This window comes from Actinomadura chibensis NBRC 106107 (assembly GCF_001552135.1).
Classification (GTDB): domain Bacteria; phylum Actinomycetota; class Actinomycetes; order Streptosporangiales; family Streptosporangiaceae; genus Spirillospora; species Spirillospora chibensis.
Window position 1 is genome coordinate 83,802 of sequence record NZ_BCQP01000002.1, and the last position, 23,857, is coordinate 107,658.

Below are 23,857 nucleotides of genomic sequence, written 5' to 3' on the forward strand. Positions count from 1 at the left end.
AAGCCGTTCGCATCGACGGCGCGCACAGCACCGAGGCCGTGATCGACAACGGCACGTTCGGCACCCGCACCATCCGGTTCGAGACGGGCCGGCTGGCCCGGCAGGCGGCCGGCTCGGCCGTCGCCTACCTCGACGACGACACGATGGTGCTCTCGGCGACGACCGCGTCCAAGAAGCCGAAGGACAACCTCGACTTCTTCCCGCTGACCGTCGACGTCGAGGAGCGCATGTACGCGGCCGGGCGCATCCCCGGCTCGTTCTTCCGGCGCGAGGGCCGCCCGTCCGAGGACGCGATCCTCACCTGCCGCCTGATCGACCGGCCGCTGCGCCCGTCGTTCACCAAGGGGCTGCGCAACGAGATCCAGGTCGTCGAGACGATCATGGCGCTGCACCCCGACCACCTGTACGACGTCGTCGCGATCAACGCGGCGTCGATGTCCACGCAGCTCGCGGGCCTGCCGTTCTCCGGCCCGATCGGCGGCGTCCGCGTCGCGCTGATCGAGGGCCAGTGGGTCGGCTTCCCGACCCATCCCGAGCTGGAGAACGCCACCTTCGACATGGTGGTCGCCGGGCGCGTCCTGGAGGACGGCGACGTCGCGATCATGATGGTCGAGGCGGAGTCCACCCGCGACACCCTGAAGCTCGTCGGCGACGGCGCGACCGCCCCGACCGAGGAGACCGTCGCCCAGGGCCTGGAGGCGGCCAAGCCGTTCATCAAGGTGCTGTGCAAGGCGCAGAGCGACCTCGCGGCCGTCGCCGCGAAGGAGACCGCCGAGTACCCGATCTTCCTCGACTACCAGGACGACGTGCTCGCCGCCGTCACCGAGTCGGTCAGCGAGGACCTCGCGCAGGCCCTCACGATCGTCGGCAAGCAGGAGCGCGAGTCCCGGCTGGACGAGCTGAAGGCCGGCGTCGCCGAGAAGCTCGCCGAGCAGTTCGAGGGGCGCGAGAAGGAGATCTCCGCCGCCTACCGCGCCGTGACCAAGAAGCTCGTCCGGGAGCGGATCATCCGCGACGGGGTGCGCATCGACGGCCGCGGCCCGAAGGACATCCGCCAGCTCACCGCGGAGGCGCACGTCATCCCGCGGGTGCACGGGTCGGCGCTGTTCGAGCGCGGCGAGACGCAGATCCTCGGCGTGACGACGCTGAACATGCTCCGCATGGAGCAGATGATCGACACGCTGAACCCCGAGCGCACCAAGCGCTACATGCACAACTACAACTTCCCGCCGTACTCCACCGGTGAGACGGGCCGGGTCGGTTCGCCGAAGCGCCGCGAGATCGGGCACGGCGCGCTCGCCGAGCGGGCGCTGATCCCGGTGCTGCCGAGCCGCGAGGAGTTCCCGTACGCGATCCGGCAGGTGTCGGAGGCGCTCGGGTCGAACGGGTCCACCTCGATGGGCTCGGTGTGCGCGTCCACCATGTCGCTGCTGGACGCGGGCGTCCCGCTCAAGCAGATGGTGGCGGGCATCGCGATGGGCCTGATCAACGAGGGCGACGAGTACGTCACGCTGACCGACATCCTCGGCGCCGAGGACGCCTTCGGCGACATGGACTTCAAGGTCGCCGGCACCCGCGACGTCATCACCGCGCTCCAGCTCGACACCAAGCTCGACGGCATCCCCGCGTCGGTGCTGGCCGCCGCGCTGCGCCAGGCCAAGGGCGCCCGCCTCGCGATCCTCGACGTGATGCAGGAGGCGATCGAGGCCCCGGCCGAGATGAGCCCGAACGCGCCGCGGATCATCACGATCAAGGTCCCGGTCGACAAGATCGGCGAGGTCATCGGCCCCAAGGGCAAGATGATCAACTCGATCCAGGACGACACCGGCGCCGACATCACGATCGAGGACGACGGCACCATCTACGTCGGCGCCACCGACGGGCCGTCCGCGGAGGCCGCGCGGCAGGCGATCAACTCGATCGCGAACCCGCACATGCCGGAGATCGGCGAGCGCTACCTCGGCACCGTCGTGAAGACGACGACGTTCGGCGCGTTCGTGTCGCTGCTGCCCGGCAAGGACGGCCTGCTGCACGTCTCGCAGATCCGCAAGCTGCACGGCGGCGCCCGGATCGAGAACGTCGAGGACGTGATGAGCGTCGGCGAGAAGATCCAGGTCGAGGTCACCGAGATCGACCAGCGCGGCAAGCTGTCGCTGGTCCCGGTCGAGGTGATCGAGCGCGAGTCCGCGGGCGACGCGGGCGACGGCGGGGCCCCGGCGGGCGGCGCGTCCGGCGACGGCGAGTCCGGCGAGCGCCGGGAGGGCCGCGACGACGGCGAGCGGCGGCCGCGCCGCCGCCGCACCCGGCGCGGCGGGGACGACGAGTCCCGCAACTCCTGACCCCTCGGCGATGACCGGCCGGCCGTCCCACCCATGACAGCCAAGCTCAGCTCGTCCCTCGACGGGGCGGTTGGGCGGGGGCTGCGGGACGGCCGGTCGGCGCTTTCCAACAACGGAATGTGAGCGACACGTGACCCTGCCGGCGAGGGCGCAGGAGCCCGGCACCACCACCACGATCCACACCGAGGGCGCCGGCGCGGTGCGGCGCACCGTCCTGCCCGGCGGGCTGCGGATCATCACCGAGACGATGCCGACGGTGCGCTCCGCCGCGTTCGGCATCTGGTCGGCGGTCGGCTCCCGCGACGAGGCGCCCGCCGACGCGGGCGCCAGCCACTACCTGGAGCACGTGCTGTTCAAGGGCACCGCCCGGCGGACGGCGCTGGAGATCTCCGCGGCGGTCGACGCGGTCGGCGGCGACCTCAACGCGTTCACCGCGAAGGAGTACACCTGCTACTACGCGCGGGTGCTCGACTCCGACCTGCCGCTCGCGGTGGACGTGGTGTCCGACATGGTCGCCGGGTCGGTGAACCGGCCGGAGGACGTCGAGGCCGAGCGCGGCGTGATCCTCGAAGAGATCCACATGCGCGACGACGACCCCGGCGACCTGATCCACGACGAGTTCGCGACCGCGCTGTACGGCGACACCCCGCTCGGCCGTCCGATCCTCGGCACCGAGGAGTCGATCAACGCGCTGTCGCGGGACCGCATCCACGGGTACTACCGGGAGCACTACGTCCCGTCCAACCTGGTGGTGTCGGTGGCGGGCAACATCGACCACGACGAGGTCGTGCGGCTCGTGTCCGGCGCGTTCGCCGGGTACCTGACCGGCGACGCCGAGCCCGCCCCGCCCCGGTTGGACGGCGCGCCCGCGCCGGTCGACCCGCGCAGCGTGGTGATCGACAAGGACACCGAGCAGGCGCACATCATCCTCGGCGGCGCGGGGGTGTCGCGCACCGACGACCGGCGGTTCGCGCTCGGCGTGCTGAACGCGGCGCTGGGCGGCGGGATGTCGTCCCGCCTGTTCCAGGAGATCCGGGAGAAGCGGGGCCTCGCGTACTCGGTGTACAGCTACACCGCGCAGTACGCCGACTCCGGCGTCTTCGGCGTCTACGCGGGCTGCCAGCCCGCCAAGGCGGAGGAGGTGCTGTCGATCTGCCGGGACGAGCTCGGCAGGGCCGCCGCCGAGAGCCTCACCGACGAGGAGCTGGAGCGCGGGAAGGGGCAGCTCCGCGGCGCCATGGTCCTCGGCCTCGAGGACACCGGGTCCCGGATGAGCCGCATCGGCAAGAGCGAACTGGTGTACGAGTCGCTGCTGCCGGTGGACGAGGTGCTCGCCCGCATCGAGGCCGTCACGCTCGACGACGTCCGCGCGATCGCCCGCGAGGTGCTGACCGCGCCGCAGGCGCTGACCGTGATCGGCCCGGTGGGGGACCGCGACTTCGCGGCCTAGCGGCGGACTTGATAAGCGGACCAGGGTCCGTTACTCTCTCGAGGAGTAACCGGACCCTGGTCCGCATGTCTTTTGGAGGACTTCCTCATGTCCCGTCTGCTGCACATCTCCGCCTCGCCCCGGGGCGCCGCGTCCGAGTCGCTGGCGATCGCCGAGACCTTCCTCGGCGCCTACCGGGAGACCCACGGCGACGTGGTCGACCACCACGACCTGTGGGACGGCACGCTCCCCGAGTTCGGCCCCGCCGCGGCCGCCGCCAAGATGGCCGTGTTCGCGGGCGAGACGCCGGCCGGGGACCAGGCCGCCGCGTGGACGGCCGCCCGCGAGGTGTTCGAGCGCTACGACTCCTACGACCGGTACCTGTTCAGCGTCCCGATGTGGAACTCCAGCGTCCCCTACATCCTGAAGCAGTTCGTCGACGTCGTGTCGCAGCCCGGCTGGGTGTTCTCCTTCGACCCGGAGGAGGGCTACACCGGCCTGCTGCGCGGCAAGAAGGCCGCCGTCGTCTACACCAGCGCCGTGTACGGCGAGGGGCGTCCGCCCGCGTTCGGGACCGACAACCAGCGGCCCTTCCTCGAAGGCTGGCTGCGCTGGACGGGGATCGCCGACATCGAGGTGGTCGAGTTCCGCCCGGACCTCGCCACCGCCGACGCCGAGTCGGGCCGCCGCGCCGCGCACGCCGAGGCGCGGGAGCTCGGCAAGCGCTTCTGACGATAGGCTCTGCGGCGGAACGCCGTAGGGGAGGAACACGTGATCAAGGTCGGGGTGCTGGGCGCGCGGGGCCGGATGGGCGCCGAGGTCTGCCGTGCCGTGCGGGACGCGGACGACATGGAACTGGTCGCCGCCGTCGACCAGGACGACGCCCGCGCCCCCCTCGCCGGGGCCGAGGTCGTCGTCGACTTCACCCACCCCGACGCCGTCATGGGCAACCTCGAATGGTGCGTCGCGCGCGGCCTGCACGCCGTCGTCGGCACCACCGGGTTCGACGCGCCCCGCCTCGACACCGTACGGTCCTGGCTGGCGGCGGACGGCGCGTCCGGCAACGTGGTCATCGCGCCGAACTTCGGCATCGGCGCGGTGCTCATGATGCACTTCGCGCAGAAGGCCGCGCCGTTCTTCGACTCCGTCGAGATCGTCGAGACGCACCACCCGAGGAAGGCCGACGCCCCGTCCGGCACCGCCCGCCGCACCGCCGAGCTGGTGGCCGCGGCCCGCGCCGAGGCGGGCCGCGCGCCGTCCCCGGACGCCACGACGTCCGGACTCGACGGCGCCCGCGGCGCGGACGTGGACGGCGTCCACGTGCACGCCGTCCGCATGTCCGGCGCCGTCGCGCACCAGGAGGTCGTCCTCGGCGGGCACGGCGAGCTGCTCACCGTCCGGCACGACTCGATGGACCGCTCGTCCTTCATGCCGGGCGTCCTCCTCGCCGTCCGCCGGATCCCCGAGCTCGACCGCCTGACGATCGGCATCGAGTCCCTCCTCGGCCTGTGACGGAGGCGTGAACCCGGCCTTTCGCGGGGCGGGCCTCGGCCGCCGCCTCTACGAGGCGTTCTTCGCTCTGGCCGCCGCCGATGAGCGCCGTCAGTCGAGGACGGTCAGGTCGAGGGCGGCGAGGCGGTCGGGGTCGGCGAGGATGTCGATGGCGGCGACGCGGCCGTCCACCACCGTGAAGGACAGCACCGACCGGGCGCGGCCGTTCACGATGCCGACCACGCCGGCCGCGCCGTTGACGAGGGCCGGGCGCGCGTCGCCGCCCGCGCTGCGGAAGAGGAGGGCCTGCCCGGCGACGGCCCGCGCGCCGCGGAGCTCGGTCCGTCCGACGGCGGGGCCGGCGTCGGCGCGGAGCACCACGTCCGGGGCGAGGACGGCGACGAGCGCGTCGAAGTCGCCGCCCCGGGCCGCGGCGAGGAAGGCGTCCACGACCTCGCGCTGGCGCACGGGGTCCGGCTCCGGGACGGGCGCCGCGCCGCGCACCCGGCGGCGGGCCCGGCTGGCGAGCTGCCGGGCGGCGGCGGGGGAGCGCCCGATGATCGCGGCGATGTCGTCGAACGGGACGGCGAACGTGTCGTGCAGGACGAACGCGAGCCGCTCGGCCGGGCTGAGCGACTGGAGCACCACCTGCAGCGCGAGCCCGACCGAGTCGGCCATGAGCGCCTCGTGCTCGGGGTCGACGCCGGACACGGGGTCGAGGATCGGGTCCGGCAGCGGCTCGTCCAGGGGGTCCTCGCGGCGGGACGTGCGCGAGCGCAGCATGTCCAGGCAGACGCGCCCGACGACGGTGGTCAGCCAGCCGCCGAGGTTGTCGATGCCGGACGGGTCGGACTTGGCGAGCCGCAGCCACGCCTCCTGGACGGCGTCGTCGGCCTCGGCGAGCGAGCCGAGCATCCGGTACGCCACGGCCCGCAGGTGGCCGCGGTGCCGCTCGAACCGGTCGGCCAGGTAGTCGCGCTCGTCCATCGGGTCCCCCTCGTCGGCTCCGTCACCAGCCTTGACGGAGCGGCCGGGGCCGATGTGACATCCGCCGGTCAGCCGCCCGCCGGCCGGGCGGCCGGGGTGGCGAACCCGTACTTGTTGAACAGCTCGCGGGCGTCCGGGGAGACCAGCCAGGAGAGGAACTCGTCCGTCTCCGCCGGGTGGCCGCCGTCCTTGATCGACGTGGCGGGGAAGGCGGCGGTGACGTTCAGCCGCGCCGGGATCGGGACGCTGCTCGCCGCCACGCCCGCCGAGGCGAGGTCGGTGACGTAGACGAGGCCCGCGTCCGCCTCGCCGGAGCGCACCCGGTCCAGGACGGCCCGCGCGCTGATCTCCTGCGAGCTCCACCGGACGGCCACGCCCGCCTTCGCGAGCACCTGCCGCGTGTAGCGGCCCACCGGGACCGACTCCGCGCCGACCGCCACCCGCAGGCCGGGCCGCGTGAGGTCGCGCAGGTCGCGGATGCCGCGCGGGTCGCCGGGCGCGACGGCGATGGTCATCGAGGTGAGCGCGACGACTCTGCGCTGCGGGCCGAGGTAGCGGCTCTCCTCGTCCAGGCTCGCGAGGTCCGTCGTCACGAGGACGTCGCCGGGCTCGTGGCGGGTCAGCCGGTTCGCGAGCTCGGGCGCCGCGCCGAACTCCAGGCGCAGCCGGACGCCGGGGCGCTCCTGCGCGTAGGCCGTCCCGATCTCGCCGAACACCTCGGTCAGCGACGTGTTCGCGAGGACGGTCAGCGTCACGGGCCCGGACGTCCCGCCGCAGCCCGCGCCGAGCAGCGGCACGGCCGCCAGCACGGCGAGCGGCACGCGGGCGCGGAGCCGCCGCCGTCGGGGGGAGTCGAGCATATGACGTCATCCTAGGGTCGGGTCAGGCGCGCTCCCGGGATTGCGGCCAGCGTGTCAGCCGGCCGGTCCTCGGCCCTCGCGCCACGGCCGTTCCGGCCGGGTCCGCGGGACGCCGGAAAAGCGTCGGTGGGCGCGGCTAGGGTTTCCGGCAAGTGGAGATCCCGTCCCGGAGGCCCGAGAATGTCGCTCGACCTGATGGAACTGCTGCCCGCCGACTGGCGGGAGCGGCTCGACCCCCTGCTCGACCCGCTCGGCACCGCCGCGCTGGCCGCGTTCGTCGAAGGGGAGTACGCGGAGCAGACCGTCTACCCGCCGCGGGACGACCTGTTCAGCGCGTTCCGGCACTGCCCGTACGACCGGGCCCGCGTCCTGATCCTCGGGCAGGACCCCTACCACGGGCCCGGGCAGGCGCACGGGCTCAGCTTCAGCGTCCGCGACGGCGTGCGGCTGCCGCCGTCGCTGCGCAACATCTACAAGGAGCTCGCGACCGACCTGGAGGTCCCGGTCGCGACGTCCGGCGACCTCACCCGCTGGGCCGACCAGGGGGTGCTGCTGCTGAACGCGGTGCTGACCGTCCGCGCGGGCGACGCCGGCTCGCACGCGGGCAAGGGCTGGGAGGACTTCACCGACGCCGCGATCCGCGCGCTGAACGACAAGACCGAGCGGGTGGTGTTCGTGCTGTGGGGCGCCTACGCCCGCAAGAAGGCCCGGCTGATCACGGGCCCGCAGCACACCGTGATCGAGTCGGCGCATCCGAGCCCGCTCAGCGCCAAGAAGTTCTTCGGGACGCGCCCGTTCAGCGCCGTCAACAAGGCCCTCGTCGACGCCGGGCTCCCGGAGATCGACTGGGGCGCGGCGGCGCGGGCCGACTGACCGCGTAGCCCGCGCGGGGGAGGGGCCGCGCCGGATTCCCCCCGCGGCGGGAAGAGCCGCCCGCCGGGTCTCCGCCATCGTCGGGGCATGACCGTTTCAGCTCTGCCGCCCGTCCGGCGGGTGTCCGCCGCGCCCGGCTCGCCCGGACGCCTCCGGCTGGCCGTGTGCGCGGCGACCGTCGCGGCGTGCGTCCCGTACCTGTCCATCAAGGCCGCGTGGCTGTCCGGCAGCACGGTCGGGTGGAACGACGCGGACGCCGCCCGGGAGTCGGCCCTCTACGTGGGCAACGCGATCAGCCTGGCCATGGACGCGACGGCCGTGCTGGTCGCGCTCGCGTTCACGTTCCCGTGGGGACGGCGCGTCCCGGCGTGGCTGGTGCTCGTCCCGATGTGGGTCGCCGCCGGGCTGCTCGCGCCGATCGCGCTGGCCGTGCCGCTCGGGTCCGTGCTGCAGGTGCTGTTCTCCTCGCAGCCGCTGGTCGAGCCCGGCGGCGCGCTCCAGGGGTGGGTGTACGGCGTCGTGTACACCGGCTTCACCCTGCAGGGGGCCGGGCTGGTCACGGCGTTCGTCCTGTACGCCCGCGACCGGTGGGCGTTCGTGTTCGCCGTCCGCGCCGAGGACGTCCCCAGGGGCGCGACGCACCGGCTCCAGGTCCTGCTGGCCCGGACGGCGGCCGTGTTCGCCGCGCTGTTCGCGGCCGTCCACCTGTTCTGGGCGTTCGGCGGGACGGCCGGCCTCATCGCGGAGGAGCACCTGAGCCGGGGCCCGGCCAGGCAGACCGTCGACGGCGTGATGGGCCTGCTGGCGCTGGTCGGCGCCGCCGCGCTGCTGGCGCTCGTCGGACGCGCGCGAAGGTTCGCCGTCCCGCTGGCGGGGGCGTGGGTCGGGGCGGCCGCCACGTTCTCCTGGTCGCTCTACCTGCTGATCGTGACGGTCGCCCAGCCGGGCCACCTCGGCGCGCACTCGACGGCGGCGGTCAACCTGACGCTGCTGTGCGGCGTCCTGGCCGGGCTGCTGATGGGGGTGACGGGGGCCGTCCTGCTCGCCGAACTCGCCGAGCGGGACGCTCAGATCGCCAGCCCGACGGCGAGCAGTACGCCGTAGGCGATCTGGAGCCGGCCGGTCTCGCCCAGCACGGGGATCAGGGCGGGGCCGGTCGCGCCGTTCAGCACCTTCTGCGTCGGCGGCAGCGACAGCGGCGCGGAGAGCAGCGCGATCAGCGCCCACGGGTGCGGGGCGGCGAGCACCAGCACGACCATGAACGGCAGCGCGGTGCACGCCGCGTACAGGATCCGGGTCCAGCGGTCGCCGAGGACGACGGCGAGCGTCCGCTTGCCCGCCTCCCGGTCGGTCGGGATGTCGCGCAGGTTGTTCGCGACGAGCAGCCCGCAGGCCAGCATCCCGATCGGGACGGCCGCCGCCCACGCCTCCCACGGCAGGCCCTCGACCTGCACGTAGACCGTCCCGACGACGGCGACGAGGCCGAAGAACACGAACACCGACACCTCGCCGAGCGCCCGGTACCCGTACGGCGTCTTCCCGCCCGTGTAGAACCAGGCGGCGAGGATCGCGCAGGCGCCGACGAGCAGCAGCCACCAGGTCGTCACGGCGGCGAGGACGAGTCCGGCGACGGCGGCGGCGAGGAAGCAGCCGAGCGCGGCGGCGAGCACCTGGCGCGGCGGCGCGACCTTCGACCCGACGAGCCGCAGCGGGCCGACGCGCTCCTCGTCGGTGCCGCGGACGCCGTCGCTGTAGTCGTTGGAGAAGTTCACCCCGATCTGCAGGACGAGCGCCACGGCCGCGGCGAGCAGGGCGCGCCACCAGACGGCGCCGCCCTCGCCCGCGGCGACGCCGGTTCCGACGACGACGGGGACGAGGGACGCGGGCAGGGTGCGGGGCCGCGCTCCGGCGACCCATTGGGACAGCGTGGCCACAGTTACCGCTCGTTCTCGTGGGGCGACAGGGGGACTATCCCTTCGATTCTTCCGGATGAAGATCACCGCTCGGACGCAGCCGCAGCGACATCGCGAGGCCGAGCGCGAGGATCGCGGCGGTGGTCAGGGCGGCGTTCCTCGTCGCGGCGGCGAGGCTCGCGTCCGCGGCGCGGGCCTCGGCGGCGCGCGCGGGCGCCGCGTGCAGCTCGCGCCCGTAGGTCCCGGCGCTCTCGCGCAGCTCGTGGGCGACGGCGGCGCGCCGCTCGGGCGGCAGCGCGGACCCCGACAGCCGGTCGGCCATCGCGTGCCCGAGGCTCGTGGCGAAGACCGTCCCGATGGCGGCGATGCCGAGCGCGGCGCCGACCTGGCGGGCGGTGGACTGCGTCCCGGCCGCCTGCCCCGCCCGCTCCGCCGGGACGTCCGCCAGCGACACGTTCGTGAGCTGCGCGGACGTCAGCCCGAGGCCGAGCCCGTAGAGCAGCATCCAGGGCGCGAGCCCGAGCCCGCCGGTGGAGGCCGACACGGTCGCCGCGAGCCCGAGGACGGCGGCGACCTCCAGCGCCATCCCGATCCGCACGACCCGGTGCGGGCCGCGCCGGTTGGCGAGCCGTCCCGCGTACCCGCCGGACACGAACGAGCCGAGCGCGAGCGGCAGGATCGCGAGGCTGATCTGCAGCGGGTTCGTCCCGTGGACGCCGAGCAGGAACAGCGGCAGGACGAACAGCAGCCCCAGCTCGCCGACGTTGATCAGCGCGGCCGCGAGGTTGCCGCGCCGGAAGTTCGGGACGCGCCACAGGTCCAGGTCGAGCATCACCGGGCGGCCGGCCGCCGCCCGCGCCCGCTCGACGACAACCAGCGCCGCGAGCAGCACCGCGCCGAGCGCGAGCACGACCGGCACCGGCGACAGCCCGGACGCGGGCCAGTCGAACCCGGCGACCGAGAACGGGCGGGTCGCCGCCCACCAGCCGTACGTCTGGCCCTCGATGATCCCGGCCACCAGCGCGCCGAGCCCGAGCGCCGACAGCGCGCCGCCCGTCCAGTCGATCTCGTGCCGCGCGGGGCCGCCCGCCCGCGCGCGCCGGGTCTCCGGCATGAACCGCAGCGCCCCCGCGACCAGCAGCGCGCCGAGCGGCAGGTTGACCCCGAACGCCCAGCGCCAGCCGCCGCCGGTGGCGAGCGCGCCGCCCGCGAGCGGCCCGAGCGCGGCCATGCCGCTGATCATCGAACCCCAGATCCCGAACGCGACGGCGCGGTCCCGCCCGGTGAACACGGCGTTCAGCGTGGACAGCGTGGCGGGCATGACCATGGCCCCGCCGACGCCCTGCCCGGCGCGCGCCGCGACCAGCGCCGCGCCGCTCCCGGCGAGCGCGGCGGCGACGCTCGCCGCCGCGAAGACCGCGACGCCGAGGACGAACATCCGGCGCCGTCCGAACAGGTCGCCCGCGCGCCCGAACGGGATCAGCAGCGCGGCGAAGACCAGCGCGTACACCGAGGTGACCCATTCCGCGTCCGTGGTCGTGAGGCCGAGGTCGGCGACGATCCGCGGGGTCAGGACGCCGACGATCGTCGCGTCCACGACGATCAGCGAGACGCCGAGGCTGATCACCGCCATGGCGAGCCAGCGGCGGCGCCCGGCGGGCGGATCCGCCACGGCGGGAGGCGGTGGGGTCAGGGAGGTGGACTCGGGCACGGCTTCAAAGATATGGCCGGTCGCGAAGGGGTCGGCACCGCCCCCCGGCTCAGCCCCCGGCTCAGCCCCCGGCGTCGTGGGCGCTGATATCCGTGTGCAGGCGGATCTGCCGGACCGGCTCGCCCATGTCGAGGGTGCGGGCCGTCCCGTCCGGGGCCCATCCGGCCGAGCCGAGGAACGTCCGGGTCACGTCGTCGGCCTCGAAGACCCAGCTCGTGAGGACGGTGAAGCCGTCCTCGCGGAGGAGGTCGGCGGTCGCGGCGAGCAGCCTGCTGCCGTGCCCGGCGCGGGTGTGCGCCGGGTCGACCAGCAGCGTGATCAGCTCGGCGGCGGAGCCGGGGTCGAGGTCGGCGTCCTCGGCGGGCCCGTGCGCGGCGAACCCGACGACGAGGTCGGAGGCGACCGCGACGAGCAGCCGGTGCCGCGGCGACGGCGGCGCGGTCGCGGCCTCGGCCCACCGGTCCCGCCACACCTCCACGGCGGCGGGCCCGGTCACCTCGGCGAGGACGGCCGCGGGCAGCAGGTCGCGGTAGCCGTGCCGCCACGCCCGCACCTGGATGCCGGCGACGGCGGCCGCGTCGGCCCGCCGGGCGGGCCGGACGCCCACGTCGGCCATGGCCCCGTCCTCTCCTCGACGACTCTCGGTGATCTCCGCGCTCACCCTAGCGAGCGGCGGGCCGGCGGCGCGCCCGGTAGGCCCGCGTCTTGGTGCGGTTCCCGCAGACGCGCATCGAGCACCAGGACCGCGACCGGTTCTTGGACGTGTCGAGGAACGCCCAGCGGCAGGTGTCCTCCTGGCAGACCTTGAGGCGGGGCCACGTCCCGGCGGCGGCCGCGTCCATGATCGCGGCGGCGAGGCGGGCGAGCCCGGCGGCGGCCGTCCCGGGCGGGTCGAGCGGGACGAGTTCGGGCCGCGCCCCCGCCAGCGTGATCCGCAGGGGGAGGGCGGCGAGCGCGTCGTCCAGCTCCTCGGGGAGGTCGGCCTCGCGCGGGCCGTGGTGCCCGGCCATGGCCTCGCGCAGCCCCTCCCGCAGTGTGACCGCCGTGTGCAGGTCGGCCGCCGTGGCGGCGGCGCCGTCCGGGACGAGCCCGCGTCCGGCGAGCCACGCGCCGAGGTCGGCGGGCGTCGCCAGCCGGTCGTCGCCGTCCTCGACGTTGAGCGTGTTGACGAAGTCCGCCAGCAGCAGCGCGGGGTCGTCCTGAGCGCCGGTCATCGCGCCTCCTGCCTGTCCGTCGCGGAGTCTACCAACCGGCGACACCGTCTTTCCGTTTTCACTGGTTGCACGTCGCGCGACACCGGCGTTAGGCTTTGGCCGGTGTCAATCCACGGAAGGGACGCGATGACCGACATCACCCCCAAGGTCACGACGCTTGTGATCGACTGCGCCGACCCCGACGTCATGGCCGCCTTCTGGGGAGGGCTCCTCGGGATGAAGCCGACCGGGCGCGAAGAGGGCTGGCTCGACCTGGAACCCCTTGCGGGCAACGGCCCGGTGCTGGCGTTCCAGCGCGTCCCGGAGGGCAAGACGGCCAAGAACCGGCTCCACCTCGACCTGGACGTCCCCGACATCCACGCGGCGGGGGCGCGGGCCCGGCGGCTCGGCGCGACGCCCGCTGGCGAGCCGATGGGCGACCCGCGCACGCCCTTCCAGGTCTGGCACGACCCGGAGGGCAACGAGTTCTGCTTCTGCACCGCCCGCTGACGCGGACCGCTCAATCGGGGAGGACGGCGGCGAGCCGCCGCACGCCCTCGGCCAGCTCCGCCGCCGAGGCGGCCGTCCCGTAGCTGATCCGCAGGTGCGGGGCGGGGGCCTCGGCGGGGAAGAACGGCCGTCCCGCGCTGACGAGGACGCCGCCGCGCAGCGCAGCCTCGGCGACGGCGGTGTCGTCGAGCCCGTCCGGCAGCCGGACCCACAGGTGCAGCCCGCCGCCCGGACGGCTCGCCCGCAGCCCCGGCAGGTCGCGGGCGAACGCGGCGAGGGTCGCGTCGCGGCGCTCGCGCAGCGCCGCCCGGACGGCCCGCAGGTGCCGCGCCCAGCCGGGCGAGCTGACGAGTTCGAGCAGCGTCTCCTGCAGCGGCCTGGCCGGGAAGAACTCCTCGACGAGCTGGGTCGCGCGGATCCGCGCGGCGGCCGGGCCGCGGGCGATCACCGCGGCGACGCGCAGGCTCGGCGCGGTCGCCTTGGTCAGCGACGCGATGTGCACGACGCGGCCCTCGCCGTCCCGCGCGACGAGCGGCGGCGGGGGAGCGGCGACGCCGAGGTGGCGGGCGAAGTCGTCCTCGATCACGAACGCGCCCGCCGCGCGGGCCACGTCCAGCACCTGGGCGCGGCGCTCCTCGCTCAGCACCGCTCCCGTCGGGTTGTGGAAGGTCGGCTGGGTGTAGAGGGCGCGGGCCCCGCTCAGCGCGAACGCCTCGGCGAGCAGGTCGGGGCGGACGCCGTCCGCGTCCACCGGGACGGGCACCGGGTGCAGCCCGCTCGCCCGCGCGACGGCGAGCGCGCCGAGGTAGGTCGGCGACTCGACCAGCAGCGGCGCGCCCGGCGGGAGCAGCGCCCGCAGCACGGTCGTGAGCGACTGCTGCCCGCCGCTCGTGATCACCACGTCGGCGGGGGAGACGGCGCCGCCGACCGTCCGGGCGAACCAGGCGCGCAGCTCGGGCAGGCCGCCGAGCGCGGGCATGTCCCAGGCGTCCGGCCGCCGGGCGGCCCGCGCCGCCGCCGTCGCGAGCGCCCGCGCCGGCTGGAGCGACGGGTGCAGGTAGCCGCCGCTGAGCGCGACGACGCCCTCCGGGGCCGGGGTGAGCAGCCACGACACGCCGGACGGATCGACGGCGCGGTCGCCGAGGGTCACCGCCTGCCAGCCGAAGTCGGCCGGCTCCGGCGCGGCGGCCGGACGCTCCGCCGCGAACGCGCCGCTGCCGGGCCGCGTCACGATGAGCCCCTCGGCGGCGAGCTGCCCGAGCGCCCGCGACACCGTCACCGGGCTGACCCGGTGCCGCTCGACCAGCGCCCGGCTCGACGGGAGGCGCTCGCCCGGCCCCATCCGGCGGACGTCGCCGCGCAGCGCGTCGGCCAGCGCCGCCACACTGCTATCCTTTTTCATGAAGGCCAAGGATAGCGCTACTGTCCCCGCGCCGATAGCGGACGACCGGCCGGGGCTCGGCCTCGGGCTCGCCGCGATCGGCGTCCTGATCTACTCGTTCACCATCCCCAGCACGGCCGCCGTCCTCGCCGACCTCGACCCGTACCTCATCGGCGTCGGCCGCTCCGCCGCCGCGGCCGTGCTCGCCGCCGGGGCGCTGCTCGCGGTGCGCGCCCGCCCGCCCCGGCGCGACCAGCTCGCCGCGTTCGCGGTCGTCGTCGGCGGGGTGGTCTTCGGGTTCCCGGTGCTCAGCACGCTCGCGCTCGACCACGGCGCGTCGTCCGCCCACTCGGCGGTCGTGGTCGGGCTGCTGCCCGCCGCGACCGCCGTGCTCGGCGCGCTGCGCGCGGGGGAGCGGCCGTCGCGGGCGTTCTGGCTGGCGGGCGCGGCGGGCGCGGCGTGCGTCACCGGGTTCGCGCTGATCCGCGGCGCGGGCCGGGTCACGGCCGCCGACCTGCTGCTGTTCGGCGCGCTGCTCGCGGCGGCGGCCGGGTACACCGAGGGCGCGCGGCTGTCGCGGGACATGCCCGGCTGGCGGGTGATCTCCTGGGCGACCGTGCTGGCCGCGCCGATCACGGTCCCGGTGACCGGGTGGCTGCTCGCGACGACCGGCCCGCACTGGACGGGACGCGCCGTCCTCGGCTTCGGCTACGTCGCCGCCTTCTCCGCCTACCTCGGCTTCTTCGCCTGGTACGAGGGCCTCGCGCGGGCGGGGATCGCCCGCGCGAGCCAGCTCCAGCTCGCCCAGCCGGTGCTGACCCTCGCGTGGTCGGCGGTCCTGCTGGCCGAGCGGGTCGACGCGACCACGGCGCTCGCCGCCGTCGCCGTCCTGGTCTGCGTGGCGCTCACCCAGCGCGCCCGCGTCCGCCGGTCCCCGCCGGCCGCGCGCGGCCATCGGGAGACCGTCACGCCCGGGTGACCTCCTCCACGGTCCTCAGTCCTTGACGATCTGGGCGAGCAGGGTGACGACGCCGACGCCGACCCCGATCGGGAGCGCGAGCCCCGGGGCGGCGAAGGTGAGCGCGGCGGCCCCGACCGCCACGAGGACGATCACGAGGGCGCGCGTGCTGATCAGAGGTCTCGGCTCGGCCTGCTTCGGTCGTCGCATGTCGGTTCGCATGGCGGTTCGACCTCCATCCCCTTGGACGGGTTGGGTCCGGGGCGGCTCCCCGTGAGAGTCCAGCGGGCCGAGCCCAGCGGGCCGACCCGAGCCGCCGCCTCGTCACAGCGTGGACCCGCTGTCAACGGCCCGCCGCGCGCGGCGCGCGATCCCGTCCGGATCTTGGACGGCGCGTGACCGGATGCTGGACGGCCCGAGGGGGAACCCGGAGTTCGGTGTCCGGTCCGCCCGGAACATCGGAGATCATTGCCGGATGGCGCGACGCGGATGGGCCCGGCGCGGGCGGCGGTGGCTCGGCTGGACGGCGGCGTACGTCCTCGGCCTGGCGGCGCTCGCGGTCACGGGCGCGTGGACGTGGTGGCAGCCGGACCCGTCCGCGCCCGGCACCGACACGAACGCCCTGTGGGCCCGGCACCAGTGGGTCGGCGAGGCGCACACCGACGCCGAATACCGGGCGTTCGGGACGCTGCTCAAGCAGAACCGCATCAGCGACGTCTACTTCCACGCGGGCCCGGTCGAGGCGGACGGGACCGTCCCCGCCGCCAAGTACCGCTACGCGCGGCAGCTCATCGACGCCGTCCGCAAGTACGCGCCCGGCGTCCGCGCCCAGGCGTACCTGGGTCAGGTCCGGAAGGTGGACGGCTCAGGCGTCATCGACCTGGACGACCCCAAGGTGCGCCAACAGGTCGTCAAGACCGACGCGGTCTTCCTCGACCTCGGCTTCGACGGCATCCACTACGACTTCGAGCCCATCTACCCCGACGACCACGGCTTCCTCAAGCTGATGGACGCCACCCGCGAGCTGACCCGGCCGCGGGGGCGGCTCCTGTCCGTCGCGCTGGAGCAGCCCGCGCTCGTGGACGCCCTCCAGCCCGTCTACAAGGCGCTGATCCCGCGCACCGGGCCCGTCCACTACCCGCCCCGCCCGACGCGCGGCTTCCTGCGCGCCGTCGCCGACCGCGCCGACCAGGTCGCGATCATGACCTACGACGTGTCGCTGCCGACCGACGCCCTCGCGGGCTGGCACTTCGCCCGGCACACCCGCACCACGCTGGAGCTGATCGGCGACCGTACGACGGTGTTCATGGGCGTCCCCACCTACCGCCCGCTCGCGGAGTGGTCGGAGACCCTGGACGTCGCGCTCCGTGGCGTCCGGCGCGGCGTCGGTGACCTGAGGCGGCCGCCGAAACGCCCGTACGGCGTCGGCGTGTACGCGGATTGGACGACCCGGCCCGAGGAATGGGCCCGTTATCGCGCTCTGTGGCCCTCCCCGACGGCCTCCGCGCCCGGCGGCTGACTTGACCCGAGATGACCGCGGGGTCACGTTATGCGATCGAGTCCGGGAAGTGGCCGGACTGACCCCGTAACGCGGCTTTTGCGTGCCACGATGTGTTCTGGGAGCCGTCGCCACGCGTACCCCCGAGCGTGTGGCGGCGGCTTCTTCCCTCGCCCGCCGGAGCGCGCCGCCGGTACCCGTCCGATGTCAGCTTGGACCTGCGGGTCCACCTGGTACGGCCGGAACGGTACCGTTCGATGCATGGCACCCAGCACAACACCTGACGCTCCGTTCGGGCGGATGCTGACCGCGATGGTCACCCCGTTCCTGCCGGACGGCGGCGTCGACTACGACGGCGCCGCGCGCCTCGCGACCTACCTGGTCGACGAGCGGCGCCACGACGGCCTCGTCGTCAACGGGACGACGGGCGAGTCGCCGACGACGAGCGACGACGAGAAACAGCAGCTTCTGCGCGCGGTGATCGACGCGGTCGGCGACCGCGCCGTGATCGTCGCCGGTGCCGGGACCAACCACACGGAGCACACGCTGAAACTCGCGCGGGAGGCCGAGGCCGCCGGCGCGCACGCCCTGCTCGTGGTGACGCCCTATTACAACAAGCCCCCGCAGGAGGGGCTGATCCGCCACTTCACGGCGGTGGCGGACGCCACGGGCCTGCCCGCCATGCTCTACGACATCCCCGGCCGCGCCGGGGTGCCGATCGAGAACGCGACGCTGGTCAGGCTCGCCGAGCACCCGCGGATCATCGCCGTCAAGGACGCCAAGGGCGACCTGTTCGGCGCGTCCCGCGTCATGGCCGAGACCGACCTCGTCTGGTACTCCGGCGACGACAACCTCAACCTGCCGTGGCTGTCGGTCGGCGCCGCCGGGTTCGTCAGCGTGATCGGCCACGTCGTCGGCGCCGAGTTGCATGAGATGATCGACGCGCACCGCGCCGGCGACAACGCCCGCGCCCTGGAGATCCACCGGCGGCTGCTGCCCGTGGTCGCCGCCATCATGACCCGCACGCAGGGCGCCATCGCCGTCAAGGCAGCGCTGAACCTGCTCGGCCTGCCCGGCGGCGGCCCGCTCCGCGCGCCGCTCGTGGAGGCCCCGCCGGAGTTCGCCGCGCGCCTGCGTGAAGACCTGACGATTGGGGGAGTGAAAGTGCCGGAGGTTGTCATCCCGGAGGTCAGCCGATGACCGCCGCGAAGCGAGGAGCGTCGGGTGACCGGCCCGGAGGTCTAGGGGGCGCCCCTCGGAAAGGCGGGGGCCGGTGAGTCATCCCCACCCGGAGCTGTCGGACCCGCCCGCGCCGCCCGAGGGCGGGCTGCGCATCGTCGCGCTCGGCGGGCTCGGGGAGATCGGCCGCAACATGACGGTGTTCGAGTACGGCGGACGCCTGCTCGTCGTCGACTGCGGCGTCCTGTTCCCCGAGACCGAGCAGCCCGGCGTCGACCTGATCCTGCCCGACTTCGAATACATCAGGGACCGCCTGGACGACATCGAGGCCGTCATCCTCACGCACGGCCACGAGGACCACATCGGCGCCGTCCCGTACCTGCTGCGGGAGCGGCGCGACGTCCCGCTCGTCGGCTCCAAGCTCACGCTCGCGCTGCTGGAGGCCAAGCTCACCGAGCACCGCATCAAACCCGTCACCAGGGTGGTCGCGGAGGGCGAGCGGTGCGCCCTCGGGCCGTTCGACTGCGAGTTCCTCGCCGTCAACCACTCGATCCCGGACGCGCTCGCGGTCGCGATCCGCACGCCCGCGGGGCTCGTCCTGCACACCGGCGACTTCAAGATGGACCAGCTCCCGCTGGACGGCCGGCTCACCGACCTGCCCGGCTTCGCGCGGCTCGGCGGGGAGGGCATCGACCTGCTGATGTCCGACTCGACCAACGCCGAGGTGCCCGGGTTCGTCACGAGCGAGCGCAACATCGGCCCCGTCGTGGACGAGGTGTTCCGCACCGCGCGCGAGCGGCTCATCGTCGCCTGCTTCGCCTCCCACATCCACCGCGTGCAGCAGGTCCTGGACGCGGCCGTCGCCAACGGCCGCAAGGTGTGCTTCGTCGGACGCTCGATGGTCCGCAACATGGGCGTCGCGCGCGAGCTCGGCTACCTCAACGTGCCCGACAACGTCATGGTCGAGCAGAAGGAGCTGGACGACATCCCGGGCGACCGGCTGGTCCTCGTCTGCACCGGGTCGCAGGGCGAGCCGATGTCCGCGCTGTCGCGGATGGCGAACCGCGACCACTCGATCCGGATCACCGACCGCGACACCGTGATGCTCGCGTCCTCGCTGATCCCGGGCAACGAGAACGCGGTCAACCGCGTCATCAACGGGCTCACCCGCTGGGGGGCGCGGGTCGTGCACAAGGGCAACGCGCTGGTGCACGTGTCCGGGCACGCGTCGGCGGGCGAACTGCTGTACGTCCTCAACGTGACGAAGCCCGGCAACTTCATGCCGATCCACGGCGAGTGGCGGCACCTGCGCGCGCACGCCAAGCTGGCGGCGCTCACCGGCGTCCCCGAGGACGGCATCGTCATCGCCGAGGACGGCGTCGTCGTCGACCTCGTGGACGGGCGCGCCGCCATCGTCGGCGCCGTCCCGGCGGGCTATGTGTACGTCGACGGCCTGTCGGTGGGCGAGGTCACCGAGACGTCGCTGAAGGACCGGCGCATCCTCGGCGAGGAGGGGTTCGTCTCCATCGTCGTCGGGATCGACTCGACGTCCGGCAAGCTCGTCGCCGGGCCCGAGGTCCACGCCCGCGGCGCGGGCATCACCAACGAGGACTTCGACGAGGTCATCGCCCGCATCGAGGGCGTCCTGCGGGACGCCGCCGGGGACGGCGTCAACGACCTGCACCAGTTGAGCCAGCTCATCAGGCGGACGGTCGGCAAGTGGGTGAGCGACAACTACCGCCGCCGCCCGATGATCGTCCCCGTGGTCGTCGAGGTCTGACCGCCGCCCGCGAGGTGAGCGGGGCGGGCGGGCGCGTGTCAACACGCCCGCCCGCCATCCCGGGAACCTCTTGGGTCCTTGGTTACTCTCATAATCATGGCCACACGTGCGTCTGGGGGTACCAAGGGGACGGCTGGGCGTAGCCATGGGACGCGGACCTCCGCGCGGACGGGGGGCACGGCCCGCAAGTCCGCCGGGACGTCCGCCCGCAAGCGGCCGAGCACGGCCGCCAAGGGCGGCCGCGGCTCCGGCAGGGCGCGCGCCCAGCAGAAGCCCGACCCGATCTCCCAGGCGGTGCTCGGCTTCTTCAAGCTGCTGTTCAAGCTGTACCTGCTCGCCGCCGTCGCGGTCGGCTCGATCTTCCGCGCGTACGGGAACGGCGCCCGCAACCTCGACGCCGAGCACCGCCGCGACGGGCTCGGGCTCGCGCTGCTCGGCTCGTCCATCGTGCTGGCCTCGGTCACCTGGTTCCGGCCGGACGGCGTCGTCACCATCGCGCTGGAGAAGGTCGTGCGCGGCGGGCTCGGCATCCTCGCGATGGCGCTGCCCGTCCTGCTGGCCCTGCTCGCGTGGCGGACGCTGCGCCACCCCGAGCAGCACGAGGACACCGGGCGCGTCGTCATCGGCGTGACCGCCCTCGGCGTCGGCGTGCTCGGCATCCTGCACATCGCGGCGGGCGTCCCGTCCCCGGCCGAGGACATGCGCGGCGTGCGCGGCGCGGGCGGCGTCGTCGGCTGGGTCGTGTCCGCGCCGCTGGACGCCGCGCTCAGCGGCTGGGTGGCCGTGCCGCTGCTGCTCCTGCTGTCCGGCTTCGGGCTGCTGGTCGTCACGGCGACGCCGATCAACCGCGTCCCCGAGCGCGTGTCGGACCTGTGGGCCGTGGCGACGCTGCAGGGGCGGCCGCAGCGCGAGTCCGGCGACGAGGCCGAGGCGAAGGGCGAGGACGGCGACGCGCCGAAGAAGCGCCGCCGCAAGAAGAAGTCCGACGAGGACGCGGACGAGCTGGAGGTCGGCGAGCACTCCCGCCCGTACGACACGCCCCTCCTGGAGGACGAGCCGAAGAAGCCCGCGCGCCCGCGCCGCGACCTCGCCGACGAGCTGTTCGAGCCCGACCCGTTCCAGGCGGACGTCCCGCCGCCCGCCCCGCCCGCCGACGACGTCCCGCCCCCGCCGGAGGACGGCGACGAGCACGTCGCGGGCGGGCAGCCGTTCGGCGACCAGCCGTTCGGTGAGCACGGGGAGGCGCCCCGGTCGGAGGTCCGCGACCCGACGCCAGCGCCGCGCCGGTCCGAGCAGCTCCCGCTGTCGTCGTCCGGCGAGATCTACGTGCTGCCCGACCCGTCGGCCCTGCGGCCGGGCAGCGTCTCCAAGCCGCGCACCAAGGCCAACGACACGGTCGTGAACGCGCTGACCGGCGTGCTGGAGCAGTTCGACATCGACGCGCAGGTCACCGGCTTCACCCGGGGCCCGACGATCACCCGCTACGAGATCGAGCTCGGCCCGGCGGTGAAGGTCGAGAAGGTCACCGCGCTGACGAAGAACATCGCCTACGCGGTGAAGAGCGCGGACGTGCGCATCATCTCCCCGATCCCTGGCAAGTCGGCGATCGGCGTGGAGATCCCGAACACCGACAAGGACATCGTCAGCCTCGGCGACGTGCTGCGCTCGCCCGCCGCGACGAACGAGCACCACCCGATGGTCGTCGGCCTCGGCAAGGACGTCGAGGGGCGCACCGTCGTCGCGAACCTGGCGAAGATGCCGCACATCCTCATCGCGGGCGCGACCGGTGCGGGCAAGTCGACGTGCATCAACGGGCTCATCACCTCGATCCTGATGCGCGCCACCCCGGACGAGGTGCGGATGATCCTCGTCGACCCCAAGCGGGTCGAGCTGACGATGTACCAGGGCATCCCGCACCTGATCACGCCGATCATCACCAACCCGAAGAAGGCCGCCGAGGCCCTCGAATGGGTCGTCGGGGAGATGGACCGCCGCTACGACGACCTCGCCGCGTCCGGCTTCCGGCACATCGACGACTTCAACAAGGCGGTCAAGGCCGGCAAGCTCACCGCGCCGCCCGGCAGCGAGCGCGTCTACACCCCCTACCCGTACATGCTCGTCATCGTGGACGAGCTGGCCGACCTGATGATGGTCGCGCCGCGCGACGTGGAGGACTCGGTCGTCCGCATCACCCAGCTCGCGCGCGCCGCTGGGATCCACCTCGTCCTCGCGACGCAGCGCCCCTCGGTGGACGTCGTCACCGGGCTCATCAAGGCGAACGTCCCGTCCCGGCTGGCGTTCGCGACGTCGTCGCTGTCGGACAGCCGCGTCATCCTCGACCAGCCCGGCGCGGAGAAGCTCGTCGGGCAGGGCGACGCGCTGTTCCTGCCGATGGGCGCGAGCAAGCCGATGCGCATCCAGAACGCCTACGTGGCCGAGAAGGAGATCCACGGGATCGTCGACCACTGCAAGGGGCAGATGGAGGCGAACTACCGGGAGGACGTCGCCGAGTCGTCCGCGCCGAAGAAGGAGATCGACGAGGAGATCGGCGACGACATGGACCTGCTCGTCCAGGCGATCGAGCTGGTCGTGTCCACCCAGTTCGGGTCGACGTCGATGCTGCAGCGCAAGCTCCGCGTCGGGTTCGCCAAGGCGGGCCGCCTGATGGACCTGATGGAGAGCCGCGACATCGTCGGGCCGAGCGAGGGCTCCAAGGCGCGCGACGTCCTGACCAAGCCGGACGACCTCCCCGGCGTCCTCGCGGAGCTGCGCGGCGGCGGCTGAGCGGACGGCGCGGCGGCGGCCGAGTCGGCCGCGCGGCGACGCCCGGGTGTCGCCGAGGTGGCGCGGAGGCCACGGGACGCGACCGGGCGCGGGGCATTGCGGAATGATGCGAAATCTTGCCCTCTTTCGAACGTGTTGGCTGTCGCCCAGTGGGCATTGCCGTTCCTAGACTGGTTTCCAGAAGATCGGCCACGAGCGCCCTCAAAGGAGGCCCGGCGTGAGCATCGGTGAGACCTTGGCGGAGGAGCGCGAGCGGGCCGGTCTCTCGGTGACACAGGTGAGCCTCCAGACCCGGATACGCGAGACCGTGATCCGGAACATGGAGGCCGACGACTTCTCGGCGTGCGGCGGCAACTTCTACGCCCGCGGCCACATCCGCAGCATCTCGCGGGTCATTGGCATCGACCCGGAGCCGCTCGTCGCCGAGTTCGACGCGACGCACGGCGGCGCGCCGCAGCCCGTCTCGGCGGTGTCGGCGTTCGAGCCGGAGCAGCCCGTCGCGTTCCGCGAGCGCCGCTCGCCGAACTGGAGCGCCGCAATGGCGCTCGCGCTCGCCCTCGTGGTCATCTACGGGGTCGTCCAGGTCGTCGGGAACGGCGGGGAGAGCGAGCACCGCACCGCGCGGCAGGTCGCCGGGACGCCCGCGCCGCCGACCACCGCCCCGCCCGCGCCGCCGAAGCACGACGGCCCGGTCGCGACCGCGAAGCGCACCAAGGTGGAGGTGCGGGTCGAGGCCAAGCGGACGACGTGGCTGAACGTCCGCGACGACCGCGGCAAGACGCTGTTCAGCGGCATGCTCCGCAAGGGCGACGAGAAGGAGTTCACCGCGAAGAAGAAGGTCAGCCTGGTGATCGGCGTCGGCGGCAGCGTCGGCCTGACCGTCAACGGCAAGGACCTCGGCTCGCCCGGCAAGGGCAAGGGCGTCCAGCGGGTGAGCTTCGACCGGAACGACCCCGAGCCCGCCTGACCCG

At 74.0% G+C, this 23,857-nt stretch carries 21 protein-coding genes; 13 read left to right on the top strand and 8 right to left on the bottom strand.

What is annotated here, in order from left to right:
• Nucleotides 1-11: 11 nt before the first annotated feature.
• The 4 genes from ACH01S_RS01230 to dapB all read left to right on the top strand — a co-directional run bounded on the left by ACH01S_RS01230 (nucleotide 12) and on the right by dapB (nucleotide 5,280).
• Entirely contained in the window at nucleotides 12-2,339 is a 2,328-nt protein-coding gene (locus ACH01S_RS01230) for a polyribonucleotide nucleotidyltransferase (protein ID WP_067884509.1), read from the top strand.
• 130 nt (nucleotides 2,340-2,469) lie between these two features.
• Nucleotides 2,470-3,789: a M16 family metallopeptidase gene (locus tag ACH01S_RS01235; protein WP_067884258.1), complete on the top strand. Its 1,320-nt coding sequence runs from the start codon at nucleotides 2,470-2,472 to the stop codon at nucleotides 3,787-3,789.
• An 87-nt stretch (nucleotides 3,790-3,876) separates the two neighbouring features.
• Nucleotides 3,877-4,500, top strand: coding sequence for an FMN-dependent NADH-azoreductase (locus ACH01S_RS01240; protein WP_067884261.1), 624 nt, complete (start codon nucleotides 3,877-3,879; stop codon nucleotides 4,498-4,500).
• A 39-nt stretch (nucleotides 4,501-4,539) separates the two neighbouring features.
• The gene (dapB, locus tag ACH01S_RS01245) at nucleotides 4,540-5,280 is read left to right on the top strand and encodes a 4-hydroxy-tetrahydrodipicolinate reductase (RefSeq protein ID WP_067884265.1); all 741 of its coding nucleotides are present in this window, start codon (nucleotides 4,540-4,542) and stop codon (nucleotides 5,278-5,280) included.
• 90 nt (nucleotides 5,281-5,370) lie between these two features.
• Here the strand turns inward: dapB and ACH01S_RS01250 are convergent, their stop codons facing one another.
• Nucleotides 5,371-6,246 carry a sigma-70 family RNA polymerase sigma factor gene (locus tag ACH01S_RS01250; protein WP_067884267.1) on the bottom strand — a complete coding sequence of 292 codons (876 nt, stop codon included), beginning with the start codon at nucleotides 6,244-6,246 and terminating at the stop codon, nucleotides 5,371-5,373.
• A 68-nt stretch (nucleotides 6,247-6,314) separates the two neighbouring features.
• On the bottom strand, nucleotides 6,315-7,106 hold the full coding sequence (modA, locus tag ACH01S_RS01255) for a molybdate ABC transporter substrate-binding protein (protein WP_067884271.1): 792 nt from the start codon (nucleotides 7,104-7,106) through the stop codon (nucleotides 6,315-6,317).
• A gap of 180 nt (nucleotides 7,107-7,286) precedes the next feature.
• Here modA and ACH01S_RS01260 point away from each other — a divergent pair, with 180 nt between their 5' ends.
• Nucleotides 7,287-7,979 (top strand): uracil-DNA glycosylase, encoded by a 693-nt coding sequence (locus tag ACH01S_RS01260; RefSeq protein ID WP_067884274.1) that lies wholly within the window; start codon nucleotides 7,287-7,289, stop codon nucleotides 7,977-7,979.
• Between the two features lie 87 nt (nucleotides 7,980-8,066).
• Nucleotides 8,067-9,083, top strand: coding sequence for a hypothetical protein (locus tag ACH01S_RS01265; RefSeq protein ID WP_148344557.1), 1,017 nt, complete (start codon nucleotides 8,067-8,069; stop codon nucleotides 9,081-9,083).
• Here ACH01S_RS01265 and ACH01S_RS01270 read toward each other — a convergent pair.
• The 4 genes from ACH01S_RS01270 to ACH01S_RS01285 form a co-directional block, all read right to left on the bottom strand.
• Nucleotides 9,047-9,913: a 1,4-dihydroxy-2-naphthoate polyprenyltransferase gene (locus tag ACH01S_RS01270; protein ID WP_067884279.1), complete on the bottom strand. Its 867-nt coding sequence runs from the start codon at nucleotides 9,911-9,913 to the stop codon at nucleotides 9,047-9,049. The two genes, ACH01S_RS01265 and ACH01S_RS01270, sit on opposite strands and share 37 nt — an antisense overlap.
• 34 nt (nucleotides 9,914-9,947) lie before the next feature.
• Entirely contained in the window at nucleotides 9,948-11,603 is a 1,656-nt protein-coding gene (locus tag ACH01S_RS01275; RefSeq protein ID WP_246236901.1) for an MFS transporter, read from the bottom strand.
• 61 nt (nucleotides 11,604-11,664) lie between these two features.
• Nucleotides 11,665-12,219, bottom strand: coding sequence for a GNAT family N-acetyltransferase (locus ACH01S_RS01280; protein ID WP_067884282.1), 555 nt, complete (start codon nucleotides 12,217-12,219; stop codon nucleotides 11,665-11,667).
• 46 nt (nucleotides 12,220-12,265) lie between these two features.
• Nucleotides 12,266-12,817 (bottom strand): CGNR zinc finger domain-containing protein, encoded by a 552-nt coding sequence (locus ACH01S_RS01285; RefSeq protein WP_067884285.1) that lies wholly within the window; start codon nucleotides 12,815-12,817, stop codon nucleotides 12,266-12,268.
• A 126-nt stretch (nucleotides 12,818-12,943) separates the two neighbouring features.
• On the opposite strand from ACH01S_RS01285, the gene ACH01S_RS01290 reads away from it, so the two are divergent.
• The gene (locus ACH01S_RS01290; protein WP_067884288.1) at nucleotides 12,944-13,306 is read left to right on the top strand and encodes a VOC family protein; all 363 of its coding nucleotides are present in this window, start codon (nucleotides 12,944-12,946) and stop codon (nucleotides 13,304-13,306) included.
• Nucleotides 13,307-13,316: 10 nt separating this feature from the next.
• On the opposite strand, the gene ACH01S_RS01295 is transcribed toward ACH01S_RS01290, so the two are convergent.
• Nucleotides 13,317-14,708, bottom strand: coding sequence for an aminotransferase-like domain-containing protein (locus tag ACH01S_RS01295; RefSeq protein ID WP_067884292.1), 1,392 nt, complete (start codon nucleotides 14,706-14,708; stop codon nucleotides 13,317-13,319).
• On the opposite strand from ACH01S_RS01295, the gene ACH01S_RS01300 reads away from it, so the two are divergent.
• Complete coding sequence (locus ACH01S_RS01300; protein ID WP_067884295.1) at nucleotides 14,707-15,666, top strand: DMT family transporter; 960 nt, start codon at nucleotides 14,707-14,709, stop codon at nucleotides 15,664-15,666. The genes ACH01S_RS01295 and ACH01S_RS01300 overlap by 2 nt on opposite strands.
• Nucleotides 15,667-15,681: 15 nt before the next feature.
• Here the strand turns inward: ACH01S_RS01300 and ACH01S_RS01305 are convergent, their stop codons facing one another.
• Nucleotides 15,682-15,855: a hypothetical protein gene (locus tag ACH01S_RS01305; protein ID WP_157406263.1), complete on the bottom strand. Its 174-nt coding sequence runs from the start codon at nucleotides 15,853-15,855 to the stop codon at nucleotides 15,682-15,684.
• A 265-nt stretch (nucleotides 15,856-16,120) separates the two neighbouring features.
• Between ACH01S_RS01305 and ACH01S_RS01310 the strand changes: the two genes are divergently transcribed.
• The 5 genes from ACH01S_RS01310 (at nucleotide 16,121) to ACH01S_RS01330 (ending at nucleotide 23,853) form a co-directional block, all read left to right on the top strand.
• Nucleotides 16,121-17,164, top strand: coding sequence for a glycoside hydrolase family 18 protein (locus tag ACH01S_RS01310; protein ID WP_246236902.1), 1,044 nt, complete (start codon nucleotides 16,121-16,123; stop codon nucleotides 17,162-17,164).
• A gap of 240 nt (nucleotides 17,165-17,404) precedes the next feature.
• Nucleotides 17,405-18,343, top strand: a complete 939-nt coding sequence (dapA, locus tag ACH01S_RS01315) for a 4-hydroxy-tetrahydrodipicolinate synthase (RefSeq protein ID WP_083980135.1) — start codon at nucleotides 17,405-17,407, stop codon at nucleotides 18,341-18,343.
• Between the two features lie 73 nt (nucleotides 18,344-18,416).
• Nucleotides 18,417-20,102 (top strand): ribonuclease J, encoded by a 1,686-nt coding sequence (locus tag ACH01S_RS01320; protein ID WP_067884304.1) that lies wholly within the window; start codon nucleotides 18,417-18,419, stop codon nucleotides 20,100-20,102.
• Nucleotides 20,103-20,198: 96 nt separating this feature from the next.
• Entirely contained in the window at nucleotides 20,199-22,886 is a 2,688-nt protein-coding gene (locus tag ACH01S_RS01325; RefSeq protein WP_067884312.1) for a DNA translocase FtsK, read from the top strand.
• Between the two features lie 217 nt (nucleotides 22,887-23,103).
• The gene (locus ACH01S_RS01330; protein ID WP_067884313.1) at nucleotides 23,104-23,853 is read left to right on the top strand and encodes a helix-turn-helix domain-containing protein; all 750 of its coding nucleotides are present in this window, start codon (nucleotides 23,104-23,106) and stop codon (nucleotides 23,851-23,853) included.
• Nucleotides 23,854-23,857: the final 4 nt, after the last annotated feature.

Excerpts from the sequence above, each read along its gene's own strand:
- ACH01S_RS01240 (WP_067884261.1), top strand. The coding sequence starts at position 3,877 with ATGTCCCGTCTGCTGCACATCTCCGCCTCGCCCCGGGGCGCCGCGTCC.
- ACH01S_RS01250 (WP_067884267.1), bottom strand. The coding sequence starts at position 6,246 with ATGGACGAGCGCGACTACCTGGCCGACCGGTTCGAGCGGCACCGCGGC.
- modA (WP_067884271.1), bottom strand. The coding sequence starts at position 7,106 with ATGCTCGACTCCCCCCGACGGCGGCGGCTCCGCGCCCGCGTGCCGCTC.
- ACH01S_RS01260 (WP_067884274.1), top strand. The coding sequence starts at position 7,287 with ATGTCGCTCGACCTGATGGAACTGCTGCCCGCCGACTGGCGGGAGCGG.
- ACH01S_RS01265 (WP_148344557.1), top strand. The coding sequence starts at position 8,067 with ATGACCGTTTCAGCTCTGCCGCCCGTCCGGCGGGTGTCCGCCGCGCCC.
- ACH01S_RS01280 (WP_067884282.1), bottom strand. The coding sequence starts at position 12,219 with ATGGCCGACGTGGGCGTCCGGCCCGCCCGGCGGGCCGACGCGGCCGCC.
- ACH01S_RS01285 (WP_067884285.1), bottom strand. The coding sequence starts at position 12,817 with ATGACCGGCGCTCAGGACGACCCCGCGCTGCTGCTGGCGGACTTCGTC.
- ACH01S_RS01290 (WP_067884288.1), top strand. The coding sequence starts at position 12,944 with ATGACCGACATCACCCCCAAGGTCACGACGCTTGTGATCGACTGCGCC.
- ACH01S_RS01300 (WP_067884295.1), top strand. The coding sequence starts at position 14,707 with ATGAAGGCCAAGGATAGCGCTACTGTCCCCGCGCCGATAGCGGACGAC.
- ACH01S_RS01295 (WP_067884292.1), bottom strand. The coding sequence starts at position 14,708 with ATGAAAAAGGATAGCAGTGTGGCGGCGCTGGCCGACGCGCTGCGCGGC.
- ACH01S_RS01305 (WP_157406263.1), bottom strand. The coding sequence starts at position 15,855 with ATGCGACGACCGAAGCAGGCCGAGCCGAGACCTCTGATCAGCACGCGC.
- ACH01S_RS01310 (WP_246236902.1), top strand. The coding sequence starts at position 16,121 with ATGGCGCGACGCGGATGGGCCCGGCGCGGGCGGCGGTGGCTCGGCTGG.
- dapA (WP_083980135.1), top strand. The coding sequence starts at position 17,405 with ATGGCACCCAGCACAACACCTGACGCTCCGTTCGGGCGGATGCTGACC.
- ACH01S_RS01325 (WP_067884312.1), top strand. The coding sequence starts at position 20,199 with ATGGCCACACGTGCGTCTGGGGGTACCAAGGGGACGGCTGGGCGTAGC.